This window comes from Parazoarcus communis SWub3 = DSM 12120 (assembly GCF_003226565.1).
Classification (GTDB): Bacteria; Pseudomonadota; Gammaproteobacteria; order Burkholderiales; family Rhodocyclaceae; genus Parazoarcus; species Parazoarcus communis.
In genome coordinates this window covers 215,814-237,075 of the sequence record NZ_QKOE01000002.1, presented here as the reverse complement: position 1 = coordinate 237,075, position 21,262 = coordinate 215,814, and the positions used below count along the sequence as shown (strand labels likewise).

The 21,262-nt window shown below is 62.0% G+C and carries 20 protein-coding genes and 1 pseudogene; 14 read left to right on the top strand and 7 right to left on the bottom strand.

Annotated features, from left to right (window positions below; genetic code table 11):
• The first annotated feature begins 10 nt into the window (after positions 1–10).
• Together DNK49_RS04695 and DNK49_RS04690 are read left to right on the top strand one after the other, a co-directional pair.
• Positions 11–1,363 carry a DUF1329 domain-containing protein gene (locus DNK49_RS04695; protein WP_110523169.1) on the top strand — a complete coding sequence of 451 codons (1,353 nt, stop codon included), beginning with the start codon at positions 11–13 and terminating at the stop codon, positions 1,361–1,363.
• 150 nt (positions 1,364–1,513) lie between these two features.
• Positions 1,514–1,702, top strand: coding sequence for a hypothetical protein (locus DNK49_RS04690; RefSeq protein WP_110523168.1), 189 nt, complete (start codon positions 1,514–1,516; stop codon positions 1,700–1,702).
• On the opposite strand, the gene DNK49_RS04685 is transcribed toward DNK49_RS04690, so the two are convergent.
• Entirely contained in the window at positions 1,703–3,634 is a 1,932-nt protein-coding gene (locus DNK49_RS04685) for a sigma-54-dependent Fis family transcriptional regulator (protein WP_110523167.1), read from the bottom strand.
• Between the two features lie 232 nt (positions 3,635–3,866).
• Here DNK49_RS04685 and DNK49_RS04680 point away from each other — a divergent pair, with 232 nt between their 5' ends.
• Both DNK49_RS04680 and DNK49_RS04675 read left to right on the top strand, forming a co-directional pair.
• Entirely contained in the window at positions 3,867–4,778 is a 912-nt protein-coding gene (locus DNK49_RS04680) for a transporter (RefSeq protein WP_110523166.1), read from the top strand.
• 73 nt (positions 4,779–4,851) lie between these two features.
• The gene (locus tag DNK49_RS04675) at positions 4,852–6,927 is read left to right on the top strand and encodes a PQQ-dependent dehydrogenase, methanol/ethanol family (RefSeq protein ID WP_110523165.1); all 2,076 of its coding nucleotides are present in this window, start codon (positions 4,852–4,854) and stop codon (positions 6,925–6,927) included.
• Between the two features lie 402 nt (positions 6,928–7,329).
• Here the strand turns inward: DNK49_RS04675 and DNK49_RS24555 are convergent.
• Positions 7,330–7,491 (bottom strand): annotated as a pseudogene (locus DNK49_RS24555) (IS21 family transposase); the annotation flags it as partial.
• 115 nt (positions 7,492–7,606) lie between these two features.
• Positions 7,607–8,071, bottom strand: coding sequence for an Lrp/AsnC family transcriptional regulator (locus DNK49_RS04660; protein ID WP_110523164.1), 465 nt, complete (start codon positions 8,069–8,071; stop codon positions 7,607–7,609).
• Between the two features lie 316 nt (positions 8,072–8,387).
• Between DNK49_RS04660 and DNK49_RS04655 the strand changes: the two genes are divergently transcribed.
• A complete protein-coding gene (locus DNK49_RS04655) occupies positions 8,388–9,365 on the top strand; it encodes a hypothetical protein (protein ID WP_207806885.1) in 978 nt (325 codons plus the stop codon).
• A 302-nt stretch (positions 9,366–9,667) separates the two neighbouring features.
• Here DNK49_RS04655 and DNK49_RS04650 read toward each other — a convergent pair whose 3' ends face one another.
• Entirely contained in the window at positions 9,668–12,370 is a 2,703-nt protein-coding gene (locus DNK49_RS04650; RefSeq protein ID WP_110523163.1) for an AAA domain-containing protein, read from the bottom strand.
• Positions 12,371–12,634: 264 nt separating this feature from the next.
• Here DNK49_RS04650 and DNK49_RS04645 point away from each other — a divergent pair, with 264 nt between their 5' ends.
• From DNK49_RS04645 to DNK49_RS04635, 3 genes are read left to right on the top strand one after another with little or no spacing between them, the layout of a single operon-like run.
• The gene (locus DNK49_RS04645) at positions 12,635–13,111 is read left to right on the top strand and encodes a hypothetical protein (protein WP_110523162.1); all 477 of its coding nucleotides are present in this window, start codon (positions 12,635–12,637) and stop codon (positions 13,109–13,111) included.
• A 23-nt stretch (positions 13,112–13,134) separates the two neighbouring features.
• Entirely contained in the window at positions 13,135–13,641 is a 507-nt protein-coding gene (locus tag DNK49_RS04640; RefSeq protein ID WP_165843265.1) for an ankyrin repeat domain-containing protein, read from the top strand.
• An 18-nt stretch (positions 13,642–13,659) separates the two neighbouring features.
• Positions 13,660–14,022 carry an isochorismatase family protein gene (locus DNK49_RS04635; protein ID WP_165843273.1) on the top strand — a complete coding sequence of 121 codons (363 nt, stop codon included), beginning with the start codon at positions 13,660–13,662 and terminating at the stop codon, positions 14,020–14,022.
• A 10-nt stretch (positions 14,023–14,032) separates the two neighbouring features.
• On the opposite strand, the gene DNK49_RS04630 is transcribed toward DNK49_RS04635, so the two are convergent.
• Together DNK49_RS04630 and DNK49_RS04625 are read right to left on the bottom strand one after the other, a co-directional pair.
• On the bottom strand, positions 14,033–14,341 hold the full coding sequence (locus tag DNK49_RS04630; RefSeq protein ID WP_110523161.1) for a Rieske 2Fe-2S domain-containing protein: 309 nt from the start codon (positions 14,339–14,341) through the stop codon (positions 14,033–14,035).
• A 139-nt stretch (positions 14,342–14,480) separates the two neighbouring features.
• Positions 14,481–14,903, bottom strand: a complete 423-nt coding sequence (locus tag DNK49_RS04625) for a hypothetical protein (RefSeq protein ID WP_110523160.1) — start codon at positions 14,901–14,903, stop codon at positions 14,481–14,483.
• Positions 14,904–15,090: 187 nt separating this feature from the next.
• Between DNK49_RS04625 and DNK49_RS04620 the strand changes: the two genes are divergently transcribed.
• Complete coding sequence (locus tag DNK49_RS04620; protein ID WP_110523159.1) at positions 15,091–16,026, top strand: sensor domain-containing diguanylate cyclase; 936 nt, start codon at positions 15,091–15,093, stop codon at positions 16,024–16,026.
• A gap of 17 nt (positions 16,027–16,043) precedes the next feature.
• Here DNK49_RS04620 and DNK49_RS04615 read toward each other — a convergent pair whose 3' ends face one another.
• A complete protein-coding gene (locus DNK49_RS04615) occupies positions 16,044–16,256 on the bottom strand; it encodes a dodecin (RefSeq protein WP_110523158.1) in 213 nt (70 codons plus the stop codon).
• Positions 16,257–16,406: 150 nt separating this feature from the next.
• Between DNK49_RS04615 and DNK49_RS04610 the strand changes: the two genes are divergently transcribed.
• The 5 genes from DNK49_RS04610 (at position 16,407) to DNK49_RS04590 (ending at position 21,258) form a co-directional block, all read left to right on the top strand.
• Positions 16,407–17,036, top strand: coding sequence for a LemA family protein (locus DNK49_RS04610; RefSeq protein ID WP_110523157.1), 630 nt, complete (start codon positions 16,407–16,409; stop codon positions 17,034–17,036).
• A gap of 42 nt (positions 17,037–17,078) precedes the next feature.
• Positions 17,079–17,972, top strand: a complete 894-nt coding sequence (locus tag DNK49_RS04605) for a TPM domain-containing protein (protein WP_110523156.1) — start codon at positions 17,079–17,081, stop codon at positions 17,970–17,972.
• A gap of 24 nt (positions 17,973–17,996) precedes the next feature.
• The gene (locus DNK49_RS04600) at positions 17,997–18,521 is read left to right on the top strand and encodes a TPM domain-containing protein (protein ID WP_110523155.1); all 525 of its coding nucleotides are present in this window, start codon (positions 17,997–17,999) and stop codon (positions 18,519–18,521) included.
• A gap of 295 nt (positions 18,522–18,816) precedes the next feature.
• The gene (locus DNK49_RS04595) at positions 18,817–20,805 is read left to right on the top strand and encodes a pyrroloquinoline quinone-dependent dehydrogenase (RefSeq protein ID WP_110523154.1); all 1,989 of its coding nucleotides are present in this window, start codon (positions 18,817–18,819) and stop codon (positions 20,803–20,805) included.
• A 75-nt stretch (positions 20,806–20,880) separates the two neighbouring features.
• Positions 20,881–21,258, top strand: coding sequence for a c-type cytochrome (locus tag DNK49_RS04590; protein WP_110523153.1), 378 nt, complete (start codon positions 20,881–20,883; stop codon positions 21,256–21,258).
• Positions 21,259–21,262: the final 4 nt, after the last annotated feature.

The following is a 21,262-nucleotide window of genomic DNA, read 5'->3' as shown; positions in this document are numbered from 1 at the left end:
GAATCCCAACATGAAGAGCAAGACTATCATCCATCTGGTCGTGTTCGGTGCGCTGGCCCAGTTTCAGCCGGCTGTCGCCGCGGTTTCCGCCGACGAGGCAGCCCAGCTCAAGAGCGCCCTGACGCCCCTCGGTGGCGAGCGGGCGGGCAACAAGGACGGCAGCATCCCGGCCTGGAACGGCACGGTAACCAAGGCGGCCGGCGCCAGGGTGGGGGACATTCCGGTCAGCCTGTTTCCCGGTGAAAAGCCTGTCGTGCAGATCTCCGCGGCCAACATGGCCCAGTACGCCGACAAGCTGTCCGAAGGCACGGCGGCCCTCCTGGAGAAATACCCGGAGTCCTTCCGCGTCAATGTCTTCCCCACCCACCGCACGGCCGTTGCTCCCCAGCATGTGTACGACGCCACCGCCCGCAATGCGACCGCCTGCAGGACGGTGGAGGCCGGCCTGTCGGTGGAGGGCTGTTTTGGTGGGGTGCCCTTCCCGATCCCCAAGTCCGGCGTCGAGGTGATCTGGAACTACATCCTGCGCATCGAGCCCGAGTCGGTGGAGTTTGGCTCGAAGAACATCGTCGGCACCTCCAATGGCGCCCGCGCCATGGCCACGCGTACCGACAACTTCTTCCAGCACCCTTACTACTACAAGGACGGCTCGGCCCAGGACTGGAGCGGGGAGTACTTCCTGCAGCGCTTCAACACCACCGCGCCGCCGTTCAAGGCAGGGGAATCCCTGGTGCTGCGTGACAGCATCAACGCCAAGGTGCCGCGCCAGGCCTGGCAGTACCTGGTGGGCCAGCGCCGTGTGCGGCGGGCGCCGACGGTGGCCTACGACACGCCGGACTTCGTTTCGTCCGGCGCCAACTACTTCGACGAAGTGATGGGCTTCATGGGCCACCCCGACCGCTTCGAGTGGAAGCTGGTGGGCAAGCGGGAGATGTACATCCCCTACAACAACAACGAACTGGTGACGGCGAAGGAGGCCGAGGCCTTCGACAGGTTCCACCTCAACGCCGACAAGCTGCGCTGGGAGCTGCACCGCGTCTGGGAGGTGGAGGCCAGCGTGGTGTCGGGCAAGCGGCACGCCGTACCCAAGCGCCGCTACTACTTCGACGAGGACACCTGGCTGCTGACCCTGGTGGATGGCTACGACTCGGAAGGCAAGCTGTGGCGGACCTCGGTGGTGCCCAACTTCTTCGTCCCCGCGGTGCCCGCCGTCCTGGCCAAGCCCGTGACCATCTACAACCTGCAGGCCGGCACCATGAGCACCGTTCAAGGTCTGTTCCAGGATGAGACTTACCGGGTCGTCGCCCGCAAGAACGAGTCCTTCTTCACCGGCGACGCCGCCGCCGCCGACGCGGACCGGTAGGCACCGGCCCGCATCCCCGGCAAGAGGCCCGCCGTCTGCCCGGTGCAGCGGCGGGCCTCTTGCCGGGGATAGGAAATTCAACCGCGATCCCGTGAGTACCCCGGCGCTTGTCGCTCATCGTCAACCGGGCATTGCCGCAGGCCCTGTTCGATGCACCACATCAAGCGGGAGGAGCGTGGCAACTTTGGCTTCCATCTCGAAAGCTACACCGAGCGCGTCCGCGAACGCATGGAACTGGCCGCCCATGGCTGCGACCGCTTCCAGGGCGGGTTGTTTTCACCCGCAGTGCCCGCCAATCAGCTCGGCACACAGTTGCCATCCCTGACCGGAGAGCCTTGATCATCCCTCCCCAGTCAGCAGACCATAATTGCGTAGCTTTCGATACAGCGTGGCGCGGGCGATGCCGAGATTGCGTGCCGTGGCAGAAACATTACGATCATTTCGCAGAAAGGCAGACCGGACCACTTCCGCCTCAGCCTGACGCAGCGTTGCCTTGCCATCCGGGCAGTGGGTCTGCATATCGGCTGGGTCAGGCGGAAGCGCAGGCGGGGCAGCGGTCAGCTCTGTTGGCAGGTGAATAAGGTCAATGCTGTCTCCCTCGGCAAGCGCCACGCCAAGGCGAAGTACCTGCTGAAGTTCACGGATGTTGCCCGGCCAGTTATGACGGTACAGACAGTGGCGCGCGGCGAGGGTCAGCGGCGGAACCGCGGAAGCCATTTCCTGTGCAAGGAAATGATCGATAAGGTCATCGAGATCGCTGCGCTGACGCAGCGCAGGCAAAGTGATACGCAAGCCATTGATGCGGTAGTACAAATCCTCTCGAAACTCACCGCTGGCGACACGTTGTACGAGATCGCGGTGGGTCGCGCAGATCACTGAACAGTTGAGCGCAATGCTGCGAGCACTGCCCAGCCGGGTCAACGTACGTTCCTGCAGGACACGCAACAGGCGGGCCTGCAGCTCGAGCGGCATGTCGCCGATTTCGTCAAGGAACAAAGTGCCGCCATTGGCCTGCTCGAAACGCCCAGCCATACCGCCCCGCCGCGCACCGGTAAAGGCACCGCCATCGTAGCCAAACAGCTCGGACTCAATCAGGCTGGCCGGGATCGCCGAGCAATTGATGGCGACGAAGGGACCCGAGGCACGCGGGCCCACCTCGTGCAAATGACGTGCGAGTACCTCCTTGCCTGTACCGGTTTCACCATTGATGAGCACCGGAATATCGCGCGCGAAAGCACGTTCGACCTGCCGAACACGCTGCACGAGTTCCGGATCAAGCAACATCGGGGACATGCTGGTCCGGGCAACATCATACGATGCGGCAGGTGCCACTGACACCGCACGCGTGGGCGCAGCGTCAGCCAGACAAGCATGAATGCGCACGCCGTTGTGGCAGTGAATCGGCGTGGGAGTGCTACCGTGCCTACGCAACGTGTCGAGCAACAGGCCAACCTTCTGCTGGAATACCGTCTCCATGCACGGATCCGATTCAATCAGTGTGTCCAACTCAAGCAGTTGGCGTGCCAAAGGGTTCGCGCCAAGAATCTGGCCATCGCGGGAAACCGCCAGCAGACCGCACATCGGCGAGTTGACCAACTCGGCGCTGTAATGCAAGCGCAGGCGCAAGGGCGCGGACAGAGCGGCAACCATGCGGTTCTCGACTGCGCGGGCAGCCAGTGCAAGCGGCTCCATAATGCCAATGGATGCGCTGCGGTGATGGCGTGACGCGTTCAGCACCCCGGCCAATGCACCGGATGGCTCGAAGATCGGCACTGCGGCACAGGCACACATTTGGGCCTCTTCGAGAAAATGCTCGCTACCACGCACGGCAATGGCCCGCCTCTCCTCCAGGGCAAAGCCGGGCGCATTGGTGCCAGCCACGCGCTCACTCAGGTTCAACCCCGGACGCAAGACCGTGGCGATATCGCGCAACTCCGCACTCTGTCCGCCCAAAGTCTTGATGATGTTGCCCCCCACCTCCAGACAGGCAAGCACCCAATGGGCATTGTCCAGCGCGGAAAACAAGCGCTCCATCTCGGGTTCGGCGTGACCAAGCAAGGTGCGATGTACTTCGTTGATTCGGCGCAGTTGTGCCGCCGAAACCGGATTGAACAATACGCGGTCGCGTTCGCTCAGGCCATGCCGGATGGAGCGTGACCACGAGCGTTGCACGTCATCTGCCACCAAGCTGGGGGGAATGTCACGGGCCTCGCGCAGCAACTGGCGTGCGTGCAGCACCTTGCGGTCGAATTCCGTCCGGACGGGTCTCATGTCTCCTCCTGTGTCGGGGGTGGCGTGTATCGATCCAACAGCCGGAACAGCCTGACTTGAAACGATACAGCGCAGCTACCCCGTTATTGTTCAGGGTCGTACTCATAATCCATTAACCAACTGTTTTTGTTGTAGTTATTTTCATTGGCACGGCTTCTGCAAGAAGCCGCAGGGCCAGCTCCACGACATTGGAAAGCGGCCGCCGAATATTACTACTAATGGAGACAATGGAATGAAGCCACTCAAGTGGACAGCGAGGACGTACCAGAACAGCTGGTGCGGTCTTGGGGGCGCAGCGGCGCTGTGCATGGCGCTGACGATACCGCAAGCACACGCGGTTGACGTTGACGCAGGCGATTACACGGCCTTGCCCGCCGGTACCAACCTGGCAATGCTGTATTACCAATATGCCACCCGCGATGCACTCTATGCGAAGGGGCACAAGGCCCCGGGCGACATGCGACTGGATTCGCAGGTCGGCATCCTGCGCGGCGTACATTTCACCGAGATCGGCGGCTATATCGTCGATCCACAGTTTCTGCTTCCATTCGGCAGGCTGGAAGGCAAGGACGACCTGTCGGCGCTGGGCAGTACCAGTGGGGTGGGTGACCTGATCCTGGCAGCAACGGTGTGGCTGGTAAACCGCCCGCAAACAGGTACCTATTTTGGCATCACCCCCTTCATCTACGCACCGACCGGCAACTACGACAATGATGATGCCTTGAACCTGGGTGAAAACCGCTGGAAGTTCGCTCTGCAAGCGGGGTTCATCACCAAGCTATCGGACAGGGTTTCGCTCGATCTTGCGGGCGATATCACCTTGTACGGCAAGAACGACAAGTTCGGTGCTGCCAAGGTAACGATGAAGCAGAAGCCCTCAATGCAGTTCCAAGGCTATCTGCGGTATCACATATCCGATGCCTGGGATCTGCGCGCAGGAGTCTCCCATACCTTCGGCGGCGAAACCGAGATCGCCGGAGTCAATCAAGGCGACCGTCTGCGTACGACCAAGGTCAGTATCGGCACCGGCTGGTTCATTGCGCCAGACGTGCAACTATTGGCCAGCTACGGTCGTGACATATCGGTACATAACGGCTTCCGCGAAGACGATCGCCTGAACCTGCGCGTACTCAAGGTGTTCTGAGCGGAGCCGTCCGCTGGCAAGGGATCAGGCGTGTCGCGCCCCCCCCATTACAAGAGAGAAGAAAGGAGACACTATGTTGACGACGGTATTTGTGCAGCCGCGCAGTGGCATCGCCCCCGCGCGCAAGCGCCTGCAGCAAACAGCATTTGGTCTGGGCTGCCTGATGCTGAGTTCCGCCGCGTTCGCGGCGGGCGGAGAATGGCCCAGCCACGGCTATGATGATGCGGGTACACGCTTCAGCCCGCTTACCCAGATCACCCCGGACAATGTCAAGGAGATGGGCCTTGTCTGGTCTTACGACCTCGAGTCGACGCGTGGCGTTGAAGCCACGCCTATCGTGGTCGATGGCGTGATGTACGTGACGGCACCATGGAGCATCGTACATGCAGTAGACGTCCGAAGCGGACGGAACATCTGGACCTACGACCCGGGAGTCCCGCGTGAAAAAGGTAAGGACGCGTGTTGTGACGTAGTAAACAGGGGCGTGGCGGTGTATGGCGGCAAGGTCTTCGTCGGTTCGCTGGACGGCAGGCTGCTCGCAATCGACGCAAAAACCGGCAGGAAGCTGTGGGAGCAGAACACGCTGATCGACAGCAGCAAACCTTACACCATCACTGGCGCACCGCGCGTGATCAAGGGCAAAGTCATCATCGGCAACGGCGGCGCGGAGTATGGCGTACGTGGCTATATCACCGCCTACGACACCGACACCGGCAGGCAGGCCTGGCGCTGGTTCACGGTGCCGGGAAATCCGGATCAGCCCTTCGAAGACGCGTCCATGGCGGCGGCGGCCAAGACCTGGGACCCAGCGGGCAAGTACTGGGAGGCCGGAGGAGGTGGCACGGTGTGGAACTCGATGGTGTATGACGCCGAGCTTGATCTGATGTACATCGGCACCGGCAACCCTTCGCCATGGTCACACCGCAAACGCAGCCCGGCCGGTGGTGACAACCTGTACACCGCGTCCATCGTCGCACTCAAACCTGACACTGGCGAATACGTCTGGCATTATCAGCAAACGCCTGCAGACAACTGGGACTACACCTCTACACAGGACCTGATCCTGGCCGACATCAAACTGGAGGGCAAACCGCGCAAGGTCATCCTGCATGCGCCAAAGAACGGCTTCTTCTTCGTCATCGACCGCACCAATGGCAAGTTCATCTCGGCACAGAACTTTGTCCCGGTGAACTGGGCGACTGGATACGATGCCAATGGCCGCCCCATCGAGAATCCTGCCGCACGCGATCCAGACAAGCCCTTCGACGCGACGCCCGGGCCCTTCGGCGCACACAACTGGCATTCGATGTCCTACAGCCCGCAGACAGGCCTGGCCTACTTCCCGGCGCAAAACGTTCCACTGGTGCTTCAGGAGGACAAGAGCTGGGCATACAACAAAGCCAAGCCCGGGCAGGCGATGTCCGGCATCGGCTGGAACCTCGGAATGCTGGTCAATACCCGGCCCCCCACCAGTCAGCCTTTTGGCCGTCTGATCGCGTGGGATCCGGTTGCTCAGAAGGAGGTCTGGCGTAAAGAGCACGTCTCGCCCTGGAACGGCGGCACCCTGGTCACCGCCAGCAACGTGGTGTTTCAGGGTACGGCAGACGCACGCCTGATGGCCTTCGACGCACGTGACGGCAAGGAGTTATGGTCGGCACCAATGGGCACCGGTGTCATCGCCGCACCAGTAACCTACGAAGTCGACGGCAGGCAGTACGTATCCATTGCAGTCGGCTGGGGTGGGGTATATGGCCTGTCGGCCCGTGCCTCCGAGCGTCGCACGCCGGGTACGGTATATACCTTCGCCCTGGGCGGCAATGCGAAAATGCCTCCCTTCGTCGAGTATCAGGTCAACAACTTGGTTTCTGGCGTCAAATACAAGCCTGACGACGTGCCCGAAGGAACTGCGCTCTATGTGATGAATTGCGCCTTCTGCCACGGCGTCCCGGGCGTGGACAAAGGTGGCGCCATTCCCAACCTGGGGTATTCCGCGGCGACAACCATCGAACATCTCGATCGGTTCGTCTTCGAAGGACCGTTCGTATCGCGCGGCATGCCGGATTTCACCGGCAAGCTGACCCCCGGAGAAGTGGAGAAGATCAAGGCCTTCATTCTCGGCACAGCAGACGCGGTGCGACCGAAGAAGTAAGTAGGTTGGCTGCGGTGGTCGCTTGGCCGCCGCGGCCTTCAAAAGGATAGGATATTCAACCGCTATCCCGTGAGTACTCCGGCGCTTGTCGCTCATCGCCTGTCACTGACCGCCACAATAGAGCCACCGATGATCGGCATATAGAAGCCACTCGAGCCGGGCGCTAACGGACGTCGTTGGGGGTCAAGAATCGATGTTTTTGGGGTGCTGGCAAGGGCGCTCTTCGCCCGATTCGGACCCTGTCGGCGCGCGCGGCAAGAGACCCCGTCGAGGGTGAGACAATAGGCGTTGTGGCGTAGCCGGTCGACGGTGGCCGAGGCGAGCAGCCGGTTGCCGAACTTCTTCTGCTCGCGCCGGGCGATCTCGTCCTGGATCAGCAGCGCGAAAAGCGCCGTGCGGGCGCGCGCGGGTGATCACGCACTTGGCGTTGTCGATGACGAGCCGCGCGGGCACGGCGCCGAGCCACTCGAAGGCGCGACGGTAGCAGCCGAGTCAGGTGCGCACGCTCTGGTCCCAGACGAACTCCACGTCCTGGTGGCGCGAAAAACGGAGCGTCATCACGAACGCTCACGTGCAGCGGATCTCGCCCGTGGCGGGGTCGCCCCACTGGGGGCCGGCGGACCGCATCCGCGCCCGCTGATTCGACAGCGGTGACCGTCAATCGTGCGTGCGTCCGGCCTCACAGATCAAGGCTGGTGTCGAACTTGTTGCGAAAGCGCGAAACCATGCTGCGGAACTTGCGCATGTTGTCATCCGCGTAGAGTACCTCGTCGCAGAAGCGGTCGTAGGCATCCATGTCCGGTACTACCACGATCAGCACGAAATCGCTCTCTCCGGTGACCTGGTAGCACTGTTTGACTGCGCGGGCCGCGCGCACCCGCGCGAGGAAGCGCTCGTACAAGTCCTTGCGGTCGCGCTCCATCTGGACTTCCACCACCACGTGCAGCCACTGGCCCAGCTTCTCCGGTGCGAGGATGGCCACCTGACGGGCGACATAGCCTTCGGCCACGAGGCGCTTGACGCGCTTGAGGCAGGCCGGTGGCGACAGTCCGACTGCCTCGGCAAGGGCGAGGTTGGTGCGCGAACAGTCCTGCTGCAACAGGCTCAGTATGCGGTGGTCGATGCGGTCCAGGAAATGGGGCATTTCGGAAATTTCTTTTTGAGGAAATCATGTGAATTTTATGCAATGAATCGCTTGAAATGGTTGAAATATTTCTACGCCCCGTCGCTAGAATCTCCAACTGAGGCGCCCCTAGACACAGTTGGAGCAGGATTGTCCAAGCTCGCTCGAAGGCACTGCCGAGAGACGCCCTTCGGCAGGACTGTCCTGAGCACAGCCGAAGGGATCCGGGCGAACGGTGTCGCCTGTTTCATTGCTGGATAAATCCTTCGTCCTCGTACATCGACGTCCACACCCGCTGTTTTTTTCCAACCATTGCCCGTTGCCACGCTTGCCCGACATGAACATCGACTCCCGTCCTCCCCCCGCTCCCCCCTCTTGGATTCATCGCGGACGTGACTTCGTTCGTGACGTGCTGTCGGTCTATTTCACCCTCCTCAAGGTCATGATGCCGGCATTGATCGTGGTGAAGGCGCTGGACATGCTGGGCGCTACGGCCGCGCTCGCCTGCTTGCTGGCGCCGTTGATGGCGCTGGTGGGGCTACCCGACACGCTGGGGATCGTCTGGGCAGCGGCGATGCTCACCAACATCTACACCGCACTGGTGGTGTTTCTCGACTATGGCTTGCAGCAGCCGCTCAGCGTCGCGCAGGTCACAGTGCTGGGGGTGATGATTCTGGTGGCGCATTCGCTGCCGGTGGAGGGGGCCGTTGCCAAGGCCACCGGCGTGAGCTGGCGGGCCACGCTGTGCCTTCGCATTGGCGGCGCACTAGTCTTGGGTGGGTTGCTCAATCTGGTCTATACGCTGACCGACAGCCTGCAACACGACAGCCGCATGTTGTGGCAGCCGGCCGCAGTCGACGCCAGCCTGACCGGCTGGGCGCTGGATCAGGTGACCATGCTGGCGATGGTGCTGGTGGTGATCGCCGCCCTGATGGGTGGGCTGCGGCTGCTGCGGGTGCTGGGCGTGGAGCGCCTGATGCATGCGCTGCTCGCGCCTGTGCTCAAGCTCATCGGCATCCGCCGCGAAGCGGCCAACATCACCATCATCGGGACAACCTTGGGGCTGAGCTTCGGCGCCGGCCTGCTGATCCGCGAGGCGCGCTCGGGCGCGCTGACGCGCCGCGACGTGTTCCTGACCATGGGCTTTCTGGGCCTATGTCACAGCGTGATCGAGGACACCTTGTTGATTCTGCTACTGGGTGCAGACCTGTCCGGCATTCTGTGGGCGCGGCTGGGTTTCGCCGTGGTGGTGATTGCCTTGCTGGCCCGCCTGCCGCCCTTGAAACGCAGGCTGGCCGAGGCGCCCGCTCATTGACGTGTCGTGCCGTGGCGCCCCCCCACCCCCTCGCCACGACGGCCACCCGCCGACACGGCGGCGGCTTCGGTACTTAGCCAGTCCAGCAGTTCGCGTACTGAATCGCCCCGGATTCCGTGGTGGCTGGTTGGTTTAAGTCAGGCTTCAATGGCAGCACGACTGGCGGCCGCTAAAGGTCGGAAAGCTGACTCGAGCCGCCCACTCGTCTACTGCCCGCTTTCGGCCGATCATCTGCCTATGAAAGTTTCTCTCGGAGTGCCGCTGATGCTTCGCTTGCCGGTGCTAAGTGAGGTGAGGTAACTTTAGATCGCCCACTGGGCAATAAAGTCGGCGATTCTCTGTTCGATATGACTTTCGGTGGTGCGCAGACGCAGGATGGGGATGCCGCTTTTCGCCAGGATAGTGTTCTTCAAGGCGTCCCGCGCCGCCTGATCGGGCCGGTCGTGGGAGCCACCATCGACTTCGATCACCCCCAGCGGGGTCTTGCCCACCTTGAAATAGATCACGAAATCGCAACTGGCACGCGCCATGAAGGCCCGCTCGCGCGGCGTCCAAACTAGGTTAGTCGGCGACACGATCTGATCCAGCTTGATTTGGCCGTGGCAGGTCAGCGGCTGGCAGGACGGATCGGACAGCGCCTCGCGCAACAGTTGTGCCGCAATCTGCTCGGATCTGTAGCGTGAATCCTCTGACCGCAAGCGGGCGTTCAAGCGCGCCAGGGACTGGTCATACTCACGGTAAAGAAGGTCGAAGGCCGATACTACGGGGGCACGCACGATCTGCTCGTCCTGCGCGTAATAAGCGACGTAGCGCATCAAGGCCGCGATGTGACCGTTGTTGCCGGTGAACACTTCGTCGCCCGTCACCAGGGTGAAGCGGTGCTTGGCCCGCGACACCGCTACGTTGATCATGCGCGGATCATCGACGAAATCCAGGCGTTTACGCTCCTGGTTACAGCGTTTCTTGTCCAGCACGGTGCTAAAGACAATTTCGTCGCACTCCCGGCCTTGGAACTTGTGCACGGTGTCTTTGACGAAATCCGCTGGCAGGTGCGTGCGGGAGAGGTTGACCTGTGCCCGGAATGGCGCGATGAAACCACGGCCGTTGCCGTCCAGCCCGACAGGCGCGTCCTCATCGTCGAGCAACTTGAGCAGGGAGTCCAGCTCCCGCAGGTTGGTATTCTGGCGGGCATGGTTGCCCTTGGCGGTCACCACCAGGCGCAGTGGCGCTTCTCCCTTGTCCTCGATCATAGGCACCAGTGCGTTATCGTAGAACTGCTGGTTGCAGAACTGAATGATCCTAGGATGACAGCGGTAATGTTCCTTCAGCAGAGTTCTTGGCAGCTCCTCCTTGAACACGCTGATGCACGAATCAAGCAGGCTGTATCGTTCGCAATCGTAGGCGTCGGCGGGTGCCGGCAGGCCGAGCGCCACCGGAATGTGCGCCAACTGGCGGTTATCGCCGACGACGATCAGGTTCTTCGTGCAACCCAGCGCCAGGATGCCCGGAACGATATCCTGCTGAGAAGCCTCGTCGATGATTACATAGTCGAGAATCGCCCCAGACGCGATCGAATTGACGATGGAGTGTGTGCTACTGCCTAGGATCGGGAAGCGCTGTAAGAAGATGTCGAATTGTTGCTGATTCTGGTACGTCTTGGCATCGAAGCTGCCCGATGGCAGCACCTTTCGTTGCAGATGCTGCTTCAGATGGCGCATCGACGCCTTCTTCAACTCATCCAGCAAGGCCATGAAATGCCCACGCGCTAGTGACTCGCGGCACGCCTGCAACTCTGCTTCCTTGTCCCGCAGCGCTTTGTCGTAATAGTGCATCTGCAAAGCATGGAACACGGCCAGCCGCGCGTCGCCCTGGGTGAACGGCTTGGCACGGAAAATCCTGAAATTGAAAAGCAGTTCAATGCGATCTTTAAGGCGGATGCGCTGCTCACCGAGATGAGCCAGATAGGCCATCAGGTCCGCCGTCTTGCGCGGGCTCAACCCGTACTTGTCCAGCGAGGTGGCAGCCTGCACATCGCTGTCTACCTGCCACTGCTGCAAGTAGCGCCTCTCGACGGCCAACTCGTCGAGCTCGACCTGCAATTGCGCCGCCCGATTGTGGTCGTGCAGGTGCTGCTTCAAGCGGGCCAGCATGGCCTGGATTTCGTCCAAAGTTGGCGCGGGCTCGGGCTCGCTTGTTGGCCACAGCGGCAGGTCGGCGAAGAAGTCCTTGCGGTTGTCCTGATTGCCGAGCTTGGCGACCAAGTAACCCAGGCCGCATTTCTCCAGCTTCTCGTAAACGTTCTCCACCGCCGCATTGTTATTGGACAGCACCGCCACAGTCTGCCCGCGCAGTAGGATATTGGCCAGGATGTTAAGGATAGTCTGGGTCTTGCCGGTTCCCGGTGGCCCTTCGATCACGCTGACCTGCGCGCGGAAGGCCTGCTCGACCGCCACAAGCTGGCTCTCGTTCAGCCCGAACGGGTAGATCAGCCCCTGGCCCGGTGCCAGCGTGCCGTTGCGCCCCGTGCAGTAGGCCTGCAAAGCAGTGTCGGCACTGGCGGGCAGTTTTTCCAGTTGGCGCACAACGTTGGCGGCGATCTTACGGTCAGCCTGCGACTCGGCGTGATCCTTCCGGGCATTCGCCACGGTAGCGAAATAGTGGAAGACCGGCGCGTCCTTCATCGCCGTCGGCGCGGCAAAGCCGATATCATCCAACTTGAAGACGTAGGGCTTGTCGGCGTCCGGATAGTGTATGACGGCATACCGCTCGCCATAGATTGTCGCCTTGGCGATGGGCGTGACGATCGTGCTGTTGGGCTTGGTCAGCAACATCTCGCCCAACTCGCGGGTGGGAGAAATACTGCAGTCGCTGAGCGGGCGCGTGTAAGTTTTCTTGGAGGGGTAATAACACCTCAGCTGGAGGGCTTCGTACTTGTCGTTCCAGTAAATCGTCCAGTCGCTGATCTTCGCGGTTTTGTCCTCGCCACCCACCTGAATCGAAACCATACACCCCTTCTTTGTATGCGCGACATCCGGCTACGCCTCACGCCAAATATCGAGTGTCTGAACCGCCCCGGCTTCAGCCGACACCTAGTTACCGAATGAAATGCTGATCTTCGAACTTTACCGGATAAACGCCATTTGCATGAATCAGGAAGGATAGGAAATTCAACTGCTATCCCGTGAGTCCCCTGACGCTTGTCGCTCATCGTCAACCGGACAACGTATAATCCCAAATGCATTTTTTTGCGCATTTGACGGAGTAGTAGAATGAAATCAGGCACGTGGGTCGGTTTGCGGGAGTTCCTGCCTTCTGAGTTGATTTTCGATGATCGGGAGACGCGCGATATTCTCAAGTTCTTTTTCCCGAGGGATTTCCAGGTGATTGATGCCTCGGTGATAACAGACGCTGTTAGGGCATTCGCACAAGGACTGCTGATTGAGGCGATTGACGCCACAGCAGCACTGGGTTGGGTTGAGACGCTTTTCAGGTCCACGGCAAACCCAGGAGCAGGGGTGAAGCAGATACTGCGAAAGCTGGCGACGAGCAGTGCAAAGCGATGGTTCAAGAACTCGAAGGATATGGATCTGAGTTCCATCAAGATCTCCGAGCACGTGCGTAATCAACTCTCGCGCAGTTTCAGGTTCCAGCTTATCGGCCTTGTCGTCTCAGGCCGGGGTGGGTCCATACATCGTGCCTATGTGTGTTACGGGCCATACTCTCAGGGAGAGCGGGTGTGGGGATGAGAGCGGTGCGACGAATCGCGGTAGTGTCGGCGTTGGCGCTGCTCGGGGGATATGTTGCGGTTGCGGTTGGCCTGATAGGCAGGCAGGATGCACTGAGTTTGGTGCTTTGCGCCGACAAAGGGGGATGGCGGATTCCGTTCGACAACTTTCTTTGCAGGCAGTACCTGTTCCGCTTCCGCATCGATGCGCAGGACGTTGCCGATGTTCAACGCGCTGGGGGAGGCAGCTTTCTGATCCAGATCGAAGATGCGGTGCTCAGGGAGAAGGCACTTCGCGCTTTTGTCGAGCGCGGACTGGATCTCAATCTGGTCGATGATCTCCATGGCGGCTACCCGCTGCACGCGGCGGTGCTGTTCGGCGATACTGAAGCTGTGGGGCTATTGCTCGAACATGGCGCGCAAGTTGATGTGCTGGACGCCAAGCATGGGTTGACTCCGCTGCAACTGGCGAACCGTCTCGCGGCAGAACAGCGTGATACTGTGGATCGTAGCAAAATGATCCGCATGCTTGCCGAGGCGGAACGCCACTGATCGGGCTCGCCCTATGACATCCGCAGCGATATCGGTGCAATTGCCCACAAGGTCGCACCTCGAGACGGCGAGCCCATCGTGGTGAAGCATTACCCGAACGCCTTTGTCGGAACCGAGCTCGATGCCCGCCTCAAGGCGCTTGGCGTCACCCGTGTCGTGATTGCCGGCTTCATGACCCACATGTGCATCAACTCGACGGCACGTGGCGCCTTCAGTCTGGGCTACCAGGTCAGCGTACCGGCTGCAGCGACCGCGACCCGCGCCTTGCCTGCCCCTGACGGCAGCGTGATCGATGCTTCCACGGTACAGCGCGTGGCACTGGCCGCATTGGCAGACCTGTTTGCGGTCGTGGTGGCCGACAACGCGGCGATACCTGACTGACGCGGACAAGTCAGGTCAGTTCGACCTCGACGACGCCATCGACCACCCTCAGCGGGTAGCGCGCCAGGGTACAGTCCTCGCCCTGGCGGCATTCGCCACTACGCCCGTCGAACACCCAGTCGTGCGCAGTACAGGTCAGGTAGCGGCCATTGAACACACCGCGGGAGAACGGAATCCGTTGATGCGGGCACAAGCCATCGAAGGCCTGCAGTTCGCCGCCATCTGGCCACAACAACATGATCTCGCGGCCTTCGACATTGAACGGGGCGGCATCGCCCTCCATCAGGTTCCTGAGCTTGCACAGTGGGATGTAGGCCATTTTCGGATCTCCGTCGGGTCTGCGACAGGGTGACGGCAACTGCGCACCCCGGAGGCACGCGAGTTTGCAGGGCCCCAGGCCCGACCCGCGCACCTCAAGTCGATCAAAAGCAAATCCGGGGCCTGCATCAGGCCGGTCATCACTCGCGGAACCCCCGCTCAAGGTCGCCCGTCCGGCGCTCGCGCAGCCGCCAATCCTCTGCCAGCCTGACGATCTGCTTGCGCAGCACCTCGCCCATGCCGGTATCTGCGCTGTGGCTGAGTGCCTCCAGACTGCGCGCAATGGTGCGCGCATCGGCATGCGAGGTTGCCAGCGCCTGCCGCGACAGCAACGCGAGCAAGGCCGCCAGCGCAGGCTGATGCTCGATGCTCCCACCCCCGCACGCTGCCGTCCGCCCCCCACTGTCGAGCAGCGCGCCCAGCCGTACCAGCGCCCGGCGGCCATTCTCGGCCGAACGCCCGCTGCCGGTCGCAAGATAGTGGGCGATACTGTTGCGCAGGGTTTCAATCAAGGCATCGAGTTCAAGCGGAGAAGGCGGCGCTTCGTCATGGTGTGCAGTCATGAGGCAAGGGTCCGGTTGGCTGACAGGGCGATGTTGGCAAGCAAACTGCGGACCATCCATACACACTTTTCTGCTGTCGACTGCGCAGTACCGCACACCCACGACGCGCTTTTCACTGCGAGGATGCAAAACCAGAGCGCATCCGAACGCCAGCAATCAAATCAGACCGATACCCACCCCAACGCCCATGAGCTCCACACCGCCTTGCCCCTCCGCCGACGAAGACGTCTATAAGACACTACTCGAGTCCACCCGGGCCATTCCCTGGCGCATCGACTGGAAGACGATGCGCTTCACATACATCGGCCCCCAGATCGAAGCCCTCCTCGGCTGGACACCGGACAGCTGGGTCAGCGTCGAGGACTGGGCGAACCGCATGCACCCGGATGACCGGGACCGCGTCGTCGGATTCTGTGTCGCCCAGTCCCAGGCCGGTAGTGATCATGAAGCAGACTATCGCGCCCTGCGCCGGGACGGCGGGTATGTGTGGATACGCGACGTTGTCCATGTGATACGCCGCAACGGAGAAGTGGAAGCCCTGATCGGCTTCATGTTCGACATCAGCGAACGCAAGCAGACCGAGGACAAGCTGCTGCAACTACAGCGCGAACTCGAAGCGCTGTCGTACAAGGATGGCCTGACAGGGGTGGCCAACCGGCGCATGTTCGATTCGATCATGGAGCTCGAATGGACCAACGCCCGACGCAATCGCCAACCCTTGTCGGTGCTGCTGCTCGATATCGACTGCTTCAAGGAATACAACGACCGCTACGGGCATCTTCAAGGCGACGAATGCCTCAAACAGGTGGCCCAGGCACTCACCACGGTCGCCACCCGCGCACGCGACTTCTGCGCCCGTTTCGGCGGTGAGGAGTTCGTGCTCGTGCTGCCCGAGACCGACGCCCGTGCTGCGATGCTCGTTGCCGAACGTTGTCACCACACCATCGCCCAGCTGGCCATTGCCCACGCGGCATCAAGCGTCAGCCCCCAGCTCACCGTCAGCCTGGGCATCGGTACCTTGATCCCGGAAGCCGACGACGACCCGCTGCGCTTCATCGACCTCATTGACCAGCGCCTTTATCGCGCCAAGCATGCCGGCCGCAATCGCACCATGGCGGAATGACCCCGGCCGCCGGCTGTTCAATCGGATTCGATGCGGAACCCGACCTTCAGCGTGACCTGGAAATGCGCAACCTTGCCATCGGCAACATGCCCACGGGTTTCGACCACCTGGAACCAGTCGATGTGGCGGATCGACTGGCTGGCAGTCTCGATGGCGTTGCGGATGGCGTCGTCGATGCCGGTCTTCGATGACCCGACGAGCTCGACCAGCTTGTAGACATGATCGGACATGACGGTCTCCCTGCGGCTGAGTGTCATTCAGTATAGGCAGCCGCGCAAGCACCTGCCGAGGGGACTGCGCCCAACACCAGAGGCATAACACTGGTAAAGTAAGGACCCCGCAGCCGCGGGCTGTATCGTTCATTCTTCAAGGAAGCACCCATGCGCGCCACGTCCCCATCCGTCCGCTCCCGCCTGTTTGCCCTGCTGACGATCGCTGCGCTGTCCGGCCTGCTGGGCGGCTGCGGCTATAACGACTTCCAGCGTCTGGACGAACAGAGCAAGGCCGCCTGGGCCGAGGTGCTGAATCAGTACCAGCGCCGTGCCGACCTGATTCCCAACCTGGTCAATACCGTCAAGGGCGAGGCCAGCTTCGAGCAGGAGACCCTGTCACGGGTCATCGAGGCACGCTCGCGTGCCACCGCCATCCAGGTCACCCCGGAAACACTCAACGACCCGCAGGCCATGGAACGTTTCCAGCAGGCCCAGGGCCAGCTCGGCGGCGCACTGTCACGACTGCTGGCCGTCGCGGAGAACTACCCCAACCTGAAAGCCAATCAGGGCTTCCAGGACTTGCGCGTGCAACTCGAGGGTACCGAGAACCGGATCACCGTGGCCCGCAACAAGTACATCCAGACGGTGCAGGAATACAACGTCCTTGCCCGGAGCTTCCCCACCAACCTCATCGCCATGATGTTCAGCTACAGCCCGAAAGCCAGCTTCACCGTGGCCAACGAAGCCGAGATCTCGCGCCCGCCCACCGTGGACTTCGGCGGCCAGCCGGCGCGCTGAATACCACCACGCATGCGAGCAATCTTGCCACCGTCGCTGCCCATGACGCTCTGGCGCCTGTGGACCGCCGCTGTCCTGCTGTGCATTGGCGTACTGCCGGCATTGACCCAGGCGCAGGACCTCCAGCCGGTGCCGACACTCAACGCCCGGGTCATCGACCAGACCGCCACGCTGGACAACGCACAGCGCCAGGCCCTGGAGGCCCGCCTGGCGGCCTTTGAAGCTGAACGCGGCAGCCAGATCGTGGTCCTGCTGGTGCCGACGACTGCCCCCGAGGACATCGCCGCCTATGCCTACCGGGTGGCCGACCAGTGGAAGATCGGCCGCCGTGATGTGGGAGACGGCATCCTGCTGGTGGTGGCCAAGAATGACCGCACGGTGCGCATCGAAGTCGCACGCGCGCTCGAAGGCGCGGTGCCCGACCTTGCCGCCTACCGCATCATCGATGGCCTGATCACCCCCGCCTTCCGCCAGGGCGATTTCGCGGGCGGACTGCAGACTGGAACCGATGCACTGATGAAGCTGATCCGCGGCGAGGACCTGCCACTGCCTGCCTCACGTGGCGAAACCACGGGCGACTCGATGTCGCTGTACGACCTTGCCGTCTTCCTGTTCGTTGGTGTGCCGGTGCTGGGCGGCATCCTCAACAACATGCTGGGGCGCAAGCTTGGAACGGTCGCCACGGCCGGCGCCACCGGCCTGCTGGTCCAGTTGCTGACCGGCAGCCTGCTGCTGGCCGGGCTGGGTGCCGTACTTGCCTTCATCTTCGTGCTGGCCATGGGGGGTGGCGGAGGTGGGGGCTCCGGTCGCGGTCCCGGCGGACCGGTGATCTGGGGTGGCAGCGGACGCCGTGGTGGTTTTGGTGGAGGCGGCGGCGGGTTTCGCTCGGGTGGCGGCGGCAGCTTTGGAGGCGGCGGCGCCTCGGGTCGCTGGTAAGCCCATGCACAAGGATTGCAGCGCATGAACAGCCTGTCCCGCCTTTTCCGTCATCTCTGGCTCGACGCGGGCGATGCCCGGCATGTACTGAGCGACGAGGCACTGAGCCGCCTGGAAAAACGCATTGCTGCCAGCGAGACCCGCCATAGCGGCGAGATCTGCCTGCAGGTCGAGGCCACGCTGCCGGTCGGCTACCTGTGGCGCCATCTCCGACAGCGGGTACCGATCGAGACCGTGGTTCATGAGCGCGCACTGGCCCAGTTCGGTCGTCTGCGGGTCTGGGACACCGAGTACAACAACGGCGTGCTGATCTACGTGCAACTGGTCGAGCATCAGATCGAGATTGTCGCCGACCGGGGTCTGGCAAAGGAACTGAGCACCGATGACTGGCAGCATGTCATTGCCCAGATGCGCGAAGATTTTCGCCAGGGCCATTACGAGACCGGCCTCAATCGTGCGATCGACGCCGTCGATGACGCACTGACACGCCATTTCCCCAGCACGACGTCGCGCACCAATCAGCTGGACAACCGCCCCCGGATAGACTGACCCGCTGCGACAGGCGCGACAGGTGTCGCATCGTTCGCGCGACAGCTGTCTCAGCGCCGTATCGGCACATCTCTGTAACCACATGAATTACAAGGAAAAAAACAGACTCCCTTGGGTCAGGCCTTTGATCCTCGCCAGCAGAAATCTTAAAATATCAATAAAAACAATAATTTAACTTCGTGGCACCCAAATTGCTCTCCTTCCCCTGGCACGCCGACGACCGGCTGCAGTAGCGGCACTCGACGACGCGCCGGCACACCTGGCGCGACGTACAAACCAGAAAGGAGACAATCAGATGAAGAAGTCGAGAACCTCACGCGCCCATCCCACGGGCGTCCGCGGCGCACTCTGCCTCACCGCACTGCTCACCGCGATGAGCATGGCCTTTGCCGGCGATGACGGAAACTGGACCGAATACACCGGAGACAAGGCCGGTTCGCGCTATCTGGCGAGCAAGGGCGTGACTGCCGAAAGCGTGAAGTCGATGAAAGTCGCGTGGCGCTGGTCCATGCCTGACAACGCCGTCGCCGCGGACAACGCCGAGCTGCGTACCTGGGTCAACGAATCCACCCCGCTGGCAATCGACGGCATCCTGTACTCGACTTCGCCGATGAGCACGGTATCGGCCATTGACGGACAGACCGGCAAGACCTTGTGGACCTACGATCCGCAGGCCTATAAGGACGGTACCCCGCCCAATCTCGGCTTCATCAACCGCGGCCTGACCTACTGGGCCGACGGCGAGGACAAGCGCATCATCGTCGGCACCGGCGACGGCTACCTGATTGCGCTCGACGCCAAAAATGGCAAGCCGATCGAATCGTGGGGCGAAAAAGGCCGCGTCGACCTGACCAAGGGCATGCGCCGGCAGGTAGACCGCTCGCTGATCGCGGTCACCTCGCCCCCCATCGTCTGCGGCGATACCGTGGTGCCGAGCATCGCCGTGCTCGACTCCTTCGCCATCGGCCGCCAGCCGATGAAATACCACCCGCCCGGCGACGTCCAGGCCTTTGACGTGCGGACCGGCAAGCGGGTGTGGATCTTTGAACAGCCGCCGCAAAAGGGACAGGCCGGTAACGAGACCTGGGAAGACGAATCGTGGAAGACCACCGGCTCGGGCAATATGTGGGCGCGACCGGGGTGTGACGAAGAGCTCGGCCTGGTCTATTTGCCGTTCTCGACCCCGACCAATGACTTCTATGGTGGCCACCGCAAGGGTGATGGCCTGTTCGGCGAGTCGCTGGTGGCGGTCAATGCCAAGTCAGGCAAGCTGGCCTGGTATTACCAGATGGTGCGTCATGGCCTGTGGGATTACGACCTGCCAACCGCCCCCAACCTGATGGATCTCACCGTCAACGGCAAGAAGATCAAGGCCGTTGCCCAGGTCACCAAGCAGGGCTTTGTGTTCACCTTCGACCGCGCTACCGGCAAGCCGGTGTGGCCAATCGAAGATCGTCCGGTCCCGCAGTCCACCGTACCGGGCGAACGCTCCGCAGCGACCCAGCCGCATCCGACCGTGCCTGCACCCTTTGTCCAGCAAGGGGTGACCGAAGACGATCTGATCGACCTCACCCCCAAGCTCAAGGAAGAGGCGAAGAAGATCCTGGCGCGCTACAACTACGGTCCGCTCTACACCCCGCCCACGCTGGACAAGGCCGGAACGCTGCAGGTGCCTGGCGTGCTGGGTGGTGCAAGCTGGGCCGGCGCGGCCCACAACCCGAAGACCAATGTGCTGTACGTACCCTCGTTCACCATTCCGTTCGGGATCAAGATCAAGAAGGAAAACGCCAGCGTCTATGACTACACCGGCACCTGGGCCGGGGTGGGTGGTCCGCAGGGTCTGCCGCTGTTCAAGCCGCCGTTCTCCACCGTCACCGCGATCGACATGAACACCGGCAAGCACCTGTGGCAGATACCCGCCGGCAAAGGTCCGGTTGACCACCCGGCGATCAAGGACCTGAAACTTGACCGCGTTGGCGTACCGCGCGAGAGCTTCATCGCGCTGACCGACGAGATCCTGTTCCTTGCACCTGAGGGCACGCACGGCGTGATCGGCCTGTCCTCGCGCGGCAATGCGCTGATCACCCAGATCAGCCTGGAGGAGAAGGAGCCCTACCTCTACGCCCATGACGCCCGCACCGGCGATCTGGTCGGCGAGCTGCGCCTGCCGGGTGCTGCCTTCGGCGCGCTGATGACGTATCGCGCCGGTGACAAGCAGTACGTCGTGGTACCGATCGGCGGCGCAGGCCTGCCCGCCGAGCTGGTCGCGGTCCAGGTCAACTGACCGCAGGCGGCGGGACACCCGGCCCCTCCGGGTGTCCCGCATGCCGTTCGTCAACAGAACCAAGGTTCGAAGATCATGCAAACATATCGCCTCCTCCCCTTTGCGCTGACCCTGCTTGCAGCCCCGGCGCTGGCCTTCAATGCCGTGCTGCCCGAGGCCGCACCCGCACAGGAAGTCGTTGCGGACGCCGCCGGCGGCCCACCGTTCGACCTCACCGACAAGGCCCGGGTCGCGGCCGGCAAGGCGCGCTATCAATCCGGATGCGCCGACTTCTGTCATGGCCATCAACCCGCCCTGTTCATCGACCGCCAGGGGCTCGATCCCGATTACGTCTACAACACGATCCGTGAGGGTGGTCGTGGCGCCACGCCGATGCCCCCCTGGGGCGACGTGTTTTCACCCGAAGAGATCTGGGAACTGGTCGCCTACCTGAAGTCACTGGGGCAGTGGTAATCGA

What these genes read in the sequence shown, in the direction of transcription:
- DNK49_RS04615 (WP_110523158.1), bottom strand. Translation starts at nt 16,256, where the DNA reads ATGTCCGATCATGTCTACAAGCTGGTCGAGCTCGTCGGGTCATCGAAG.
- DNK49_RS04690 (WP_110523168.1), top strand. Translation starts at nt 1,514, where the DNA reads ATGCACCACATCAAGCGGGAGGAGCGTGGCAACTTTGGCTTCCATCTC.
- DNK49_RS04625 (WP_110523160.1), bottom strand. Translation starts at nt 14,903, where the DNA reads ATGACTGCACACCATGACGAAGCGCCGCCTTCTCCGCTTGAACTCGAT.
- DNK49_RS04695 (WP_110523169.1), top strand. Translation starts at nt 11, where the DNA reads ATGAAGAGCAAGACTATCATCCATCTGGTCGTGTTCGGTGCGCTGGCC.
- DNK49_RS04650 (WP_110523163.1), bottom strand. Translation starts at nt 12,370, where the DNA reads ATGGTTTCGATTCAGGTGGGTGGCGAGGACAAAACCGCGAAGATCAGC.
- DNK49_RS04605 (WP_110523156.1), top strand. Translation starts at nt 17,079, where the DNA reads ATGACGCTCTGGCGCCTGTGGACCGCCGCTGTCCTGCTGTGCATTGGC.
- DNK49_RS04600 (WP_110523155.1), top strand. Translation starts at nt 17,997, where the DNA reads ATGAACAGCCTGTCCCGCCTTTTCCGTCATCTCTGGCTCGACGCGGGC.
- DNK49_RS04675 (WP_110523165.1), top strand. Translation starts at nt 4,852, where the DNA reads ATGTTGACGACGGTATTTGTGCAGCCGCGCAGTGGCATCGCCCCCGCG.
- DNK49_RS04655 (WP_207806885.1), top strand. Translation starts at nt 8,388, where the DNA reads ATGAACATCGACTCCCGTCCTCCCCCCGCTCCCCCCTCTTGGATTCAT.
- DNK49_RS04595 (WP_110523154.1), top strand. Translation starts at nt 18,817, where the DNA reads ATGAAGAAGTCGAGAACCTCACGCGCCCATCCCACGGGCGTCCGCGGC.
- DNK49_RS04685 (WP_110523167.1), bottom strand. Translation starts at nt 3,634, where the DNA reads ATGAGACCCGTCCGGACGGAATTCGACCGCAAGGTGCTGCACGCACGC.
- DNK49_RS04590 (WP_110523153.1), top strand. Translation starts at nt 20,881, where the DNA reads ATGCAAACATATCGCCTCCTCCCCTTTGCGCTGACCCTGCTTGCAGCC.
- DNK49_RS04610 (WP_110523157.1), top strand. Translation starts at nt 16,407, where the DNA reads ATGCGCGCCACGTCCCCATCCGTCCGCTCCCGCCTGTTTGCCCTGCTG.
- DNK49_RS04645 (WP_110523162.1), top strand. Translation starts at nt 12,635, where the DNA reads ATGAAATCAGGCACGTGGGTCGGTTTGCGGGAGTTCCTGCCTTCTGAG.
- DNK49_RS04680 (WP_110523166.1), top strand. Translation starts at nt 3,867, where the DNA reads ATGAAGCCACTCAAGTGGACAGCGAGGACGTACCAGAACAGCTGGTGC.
- DNK49_RS04660 (WP_110523164.1), bottom strand. Translation starts at nt 8,071, where the DNA reads ATGCCCCATTTCCTGGACCGCATCGACCACCGCATACTGAGCCTGTTG.
- DNK49_RS04630 (WP_110523161.1), bottom strand. Translation starts at nt 14,341, where the DNA reads ATGGCCTACATCCCACTGTGCAAGCTCAGGAACCTGATGGAGGGCGAT.
- DNK49_RS04620 (WP_110523159.1), top strand. Translation starts at nt 15,091, where the DNA reads ATGAGCTCCACACCGCCTTGCCCCTCCGCCGACGAAGACGTCTATAAG.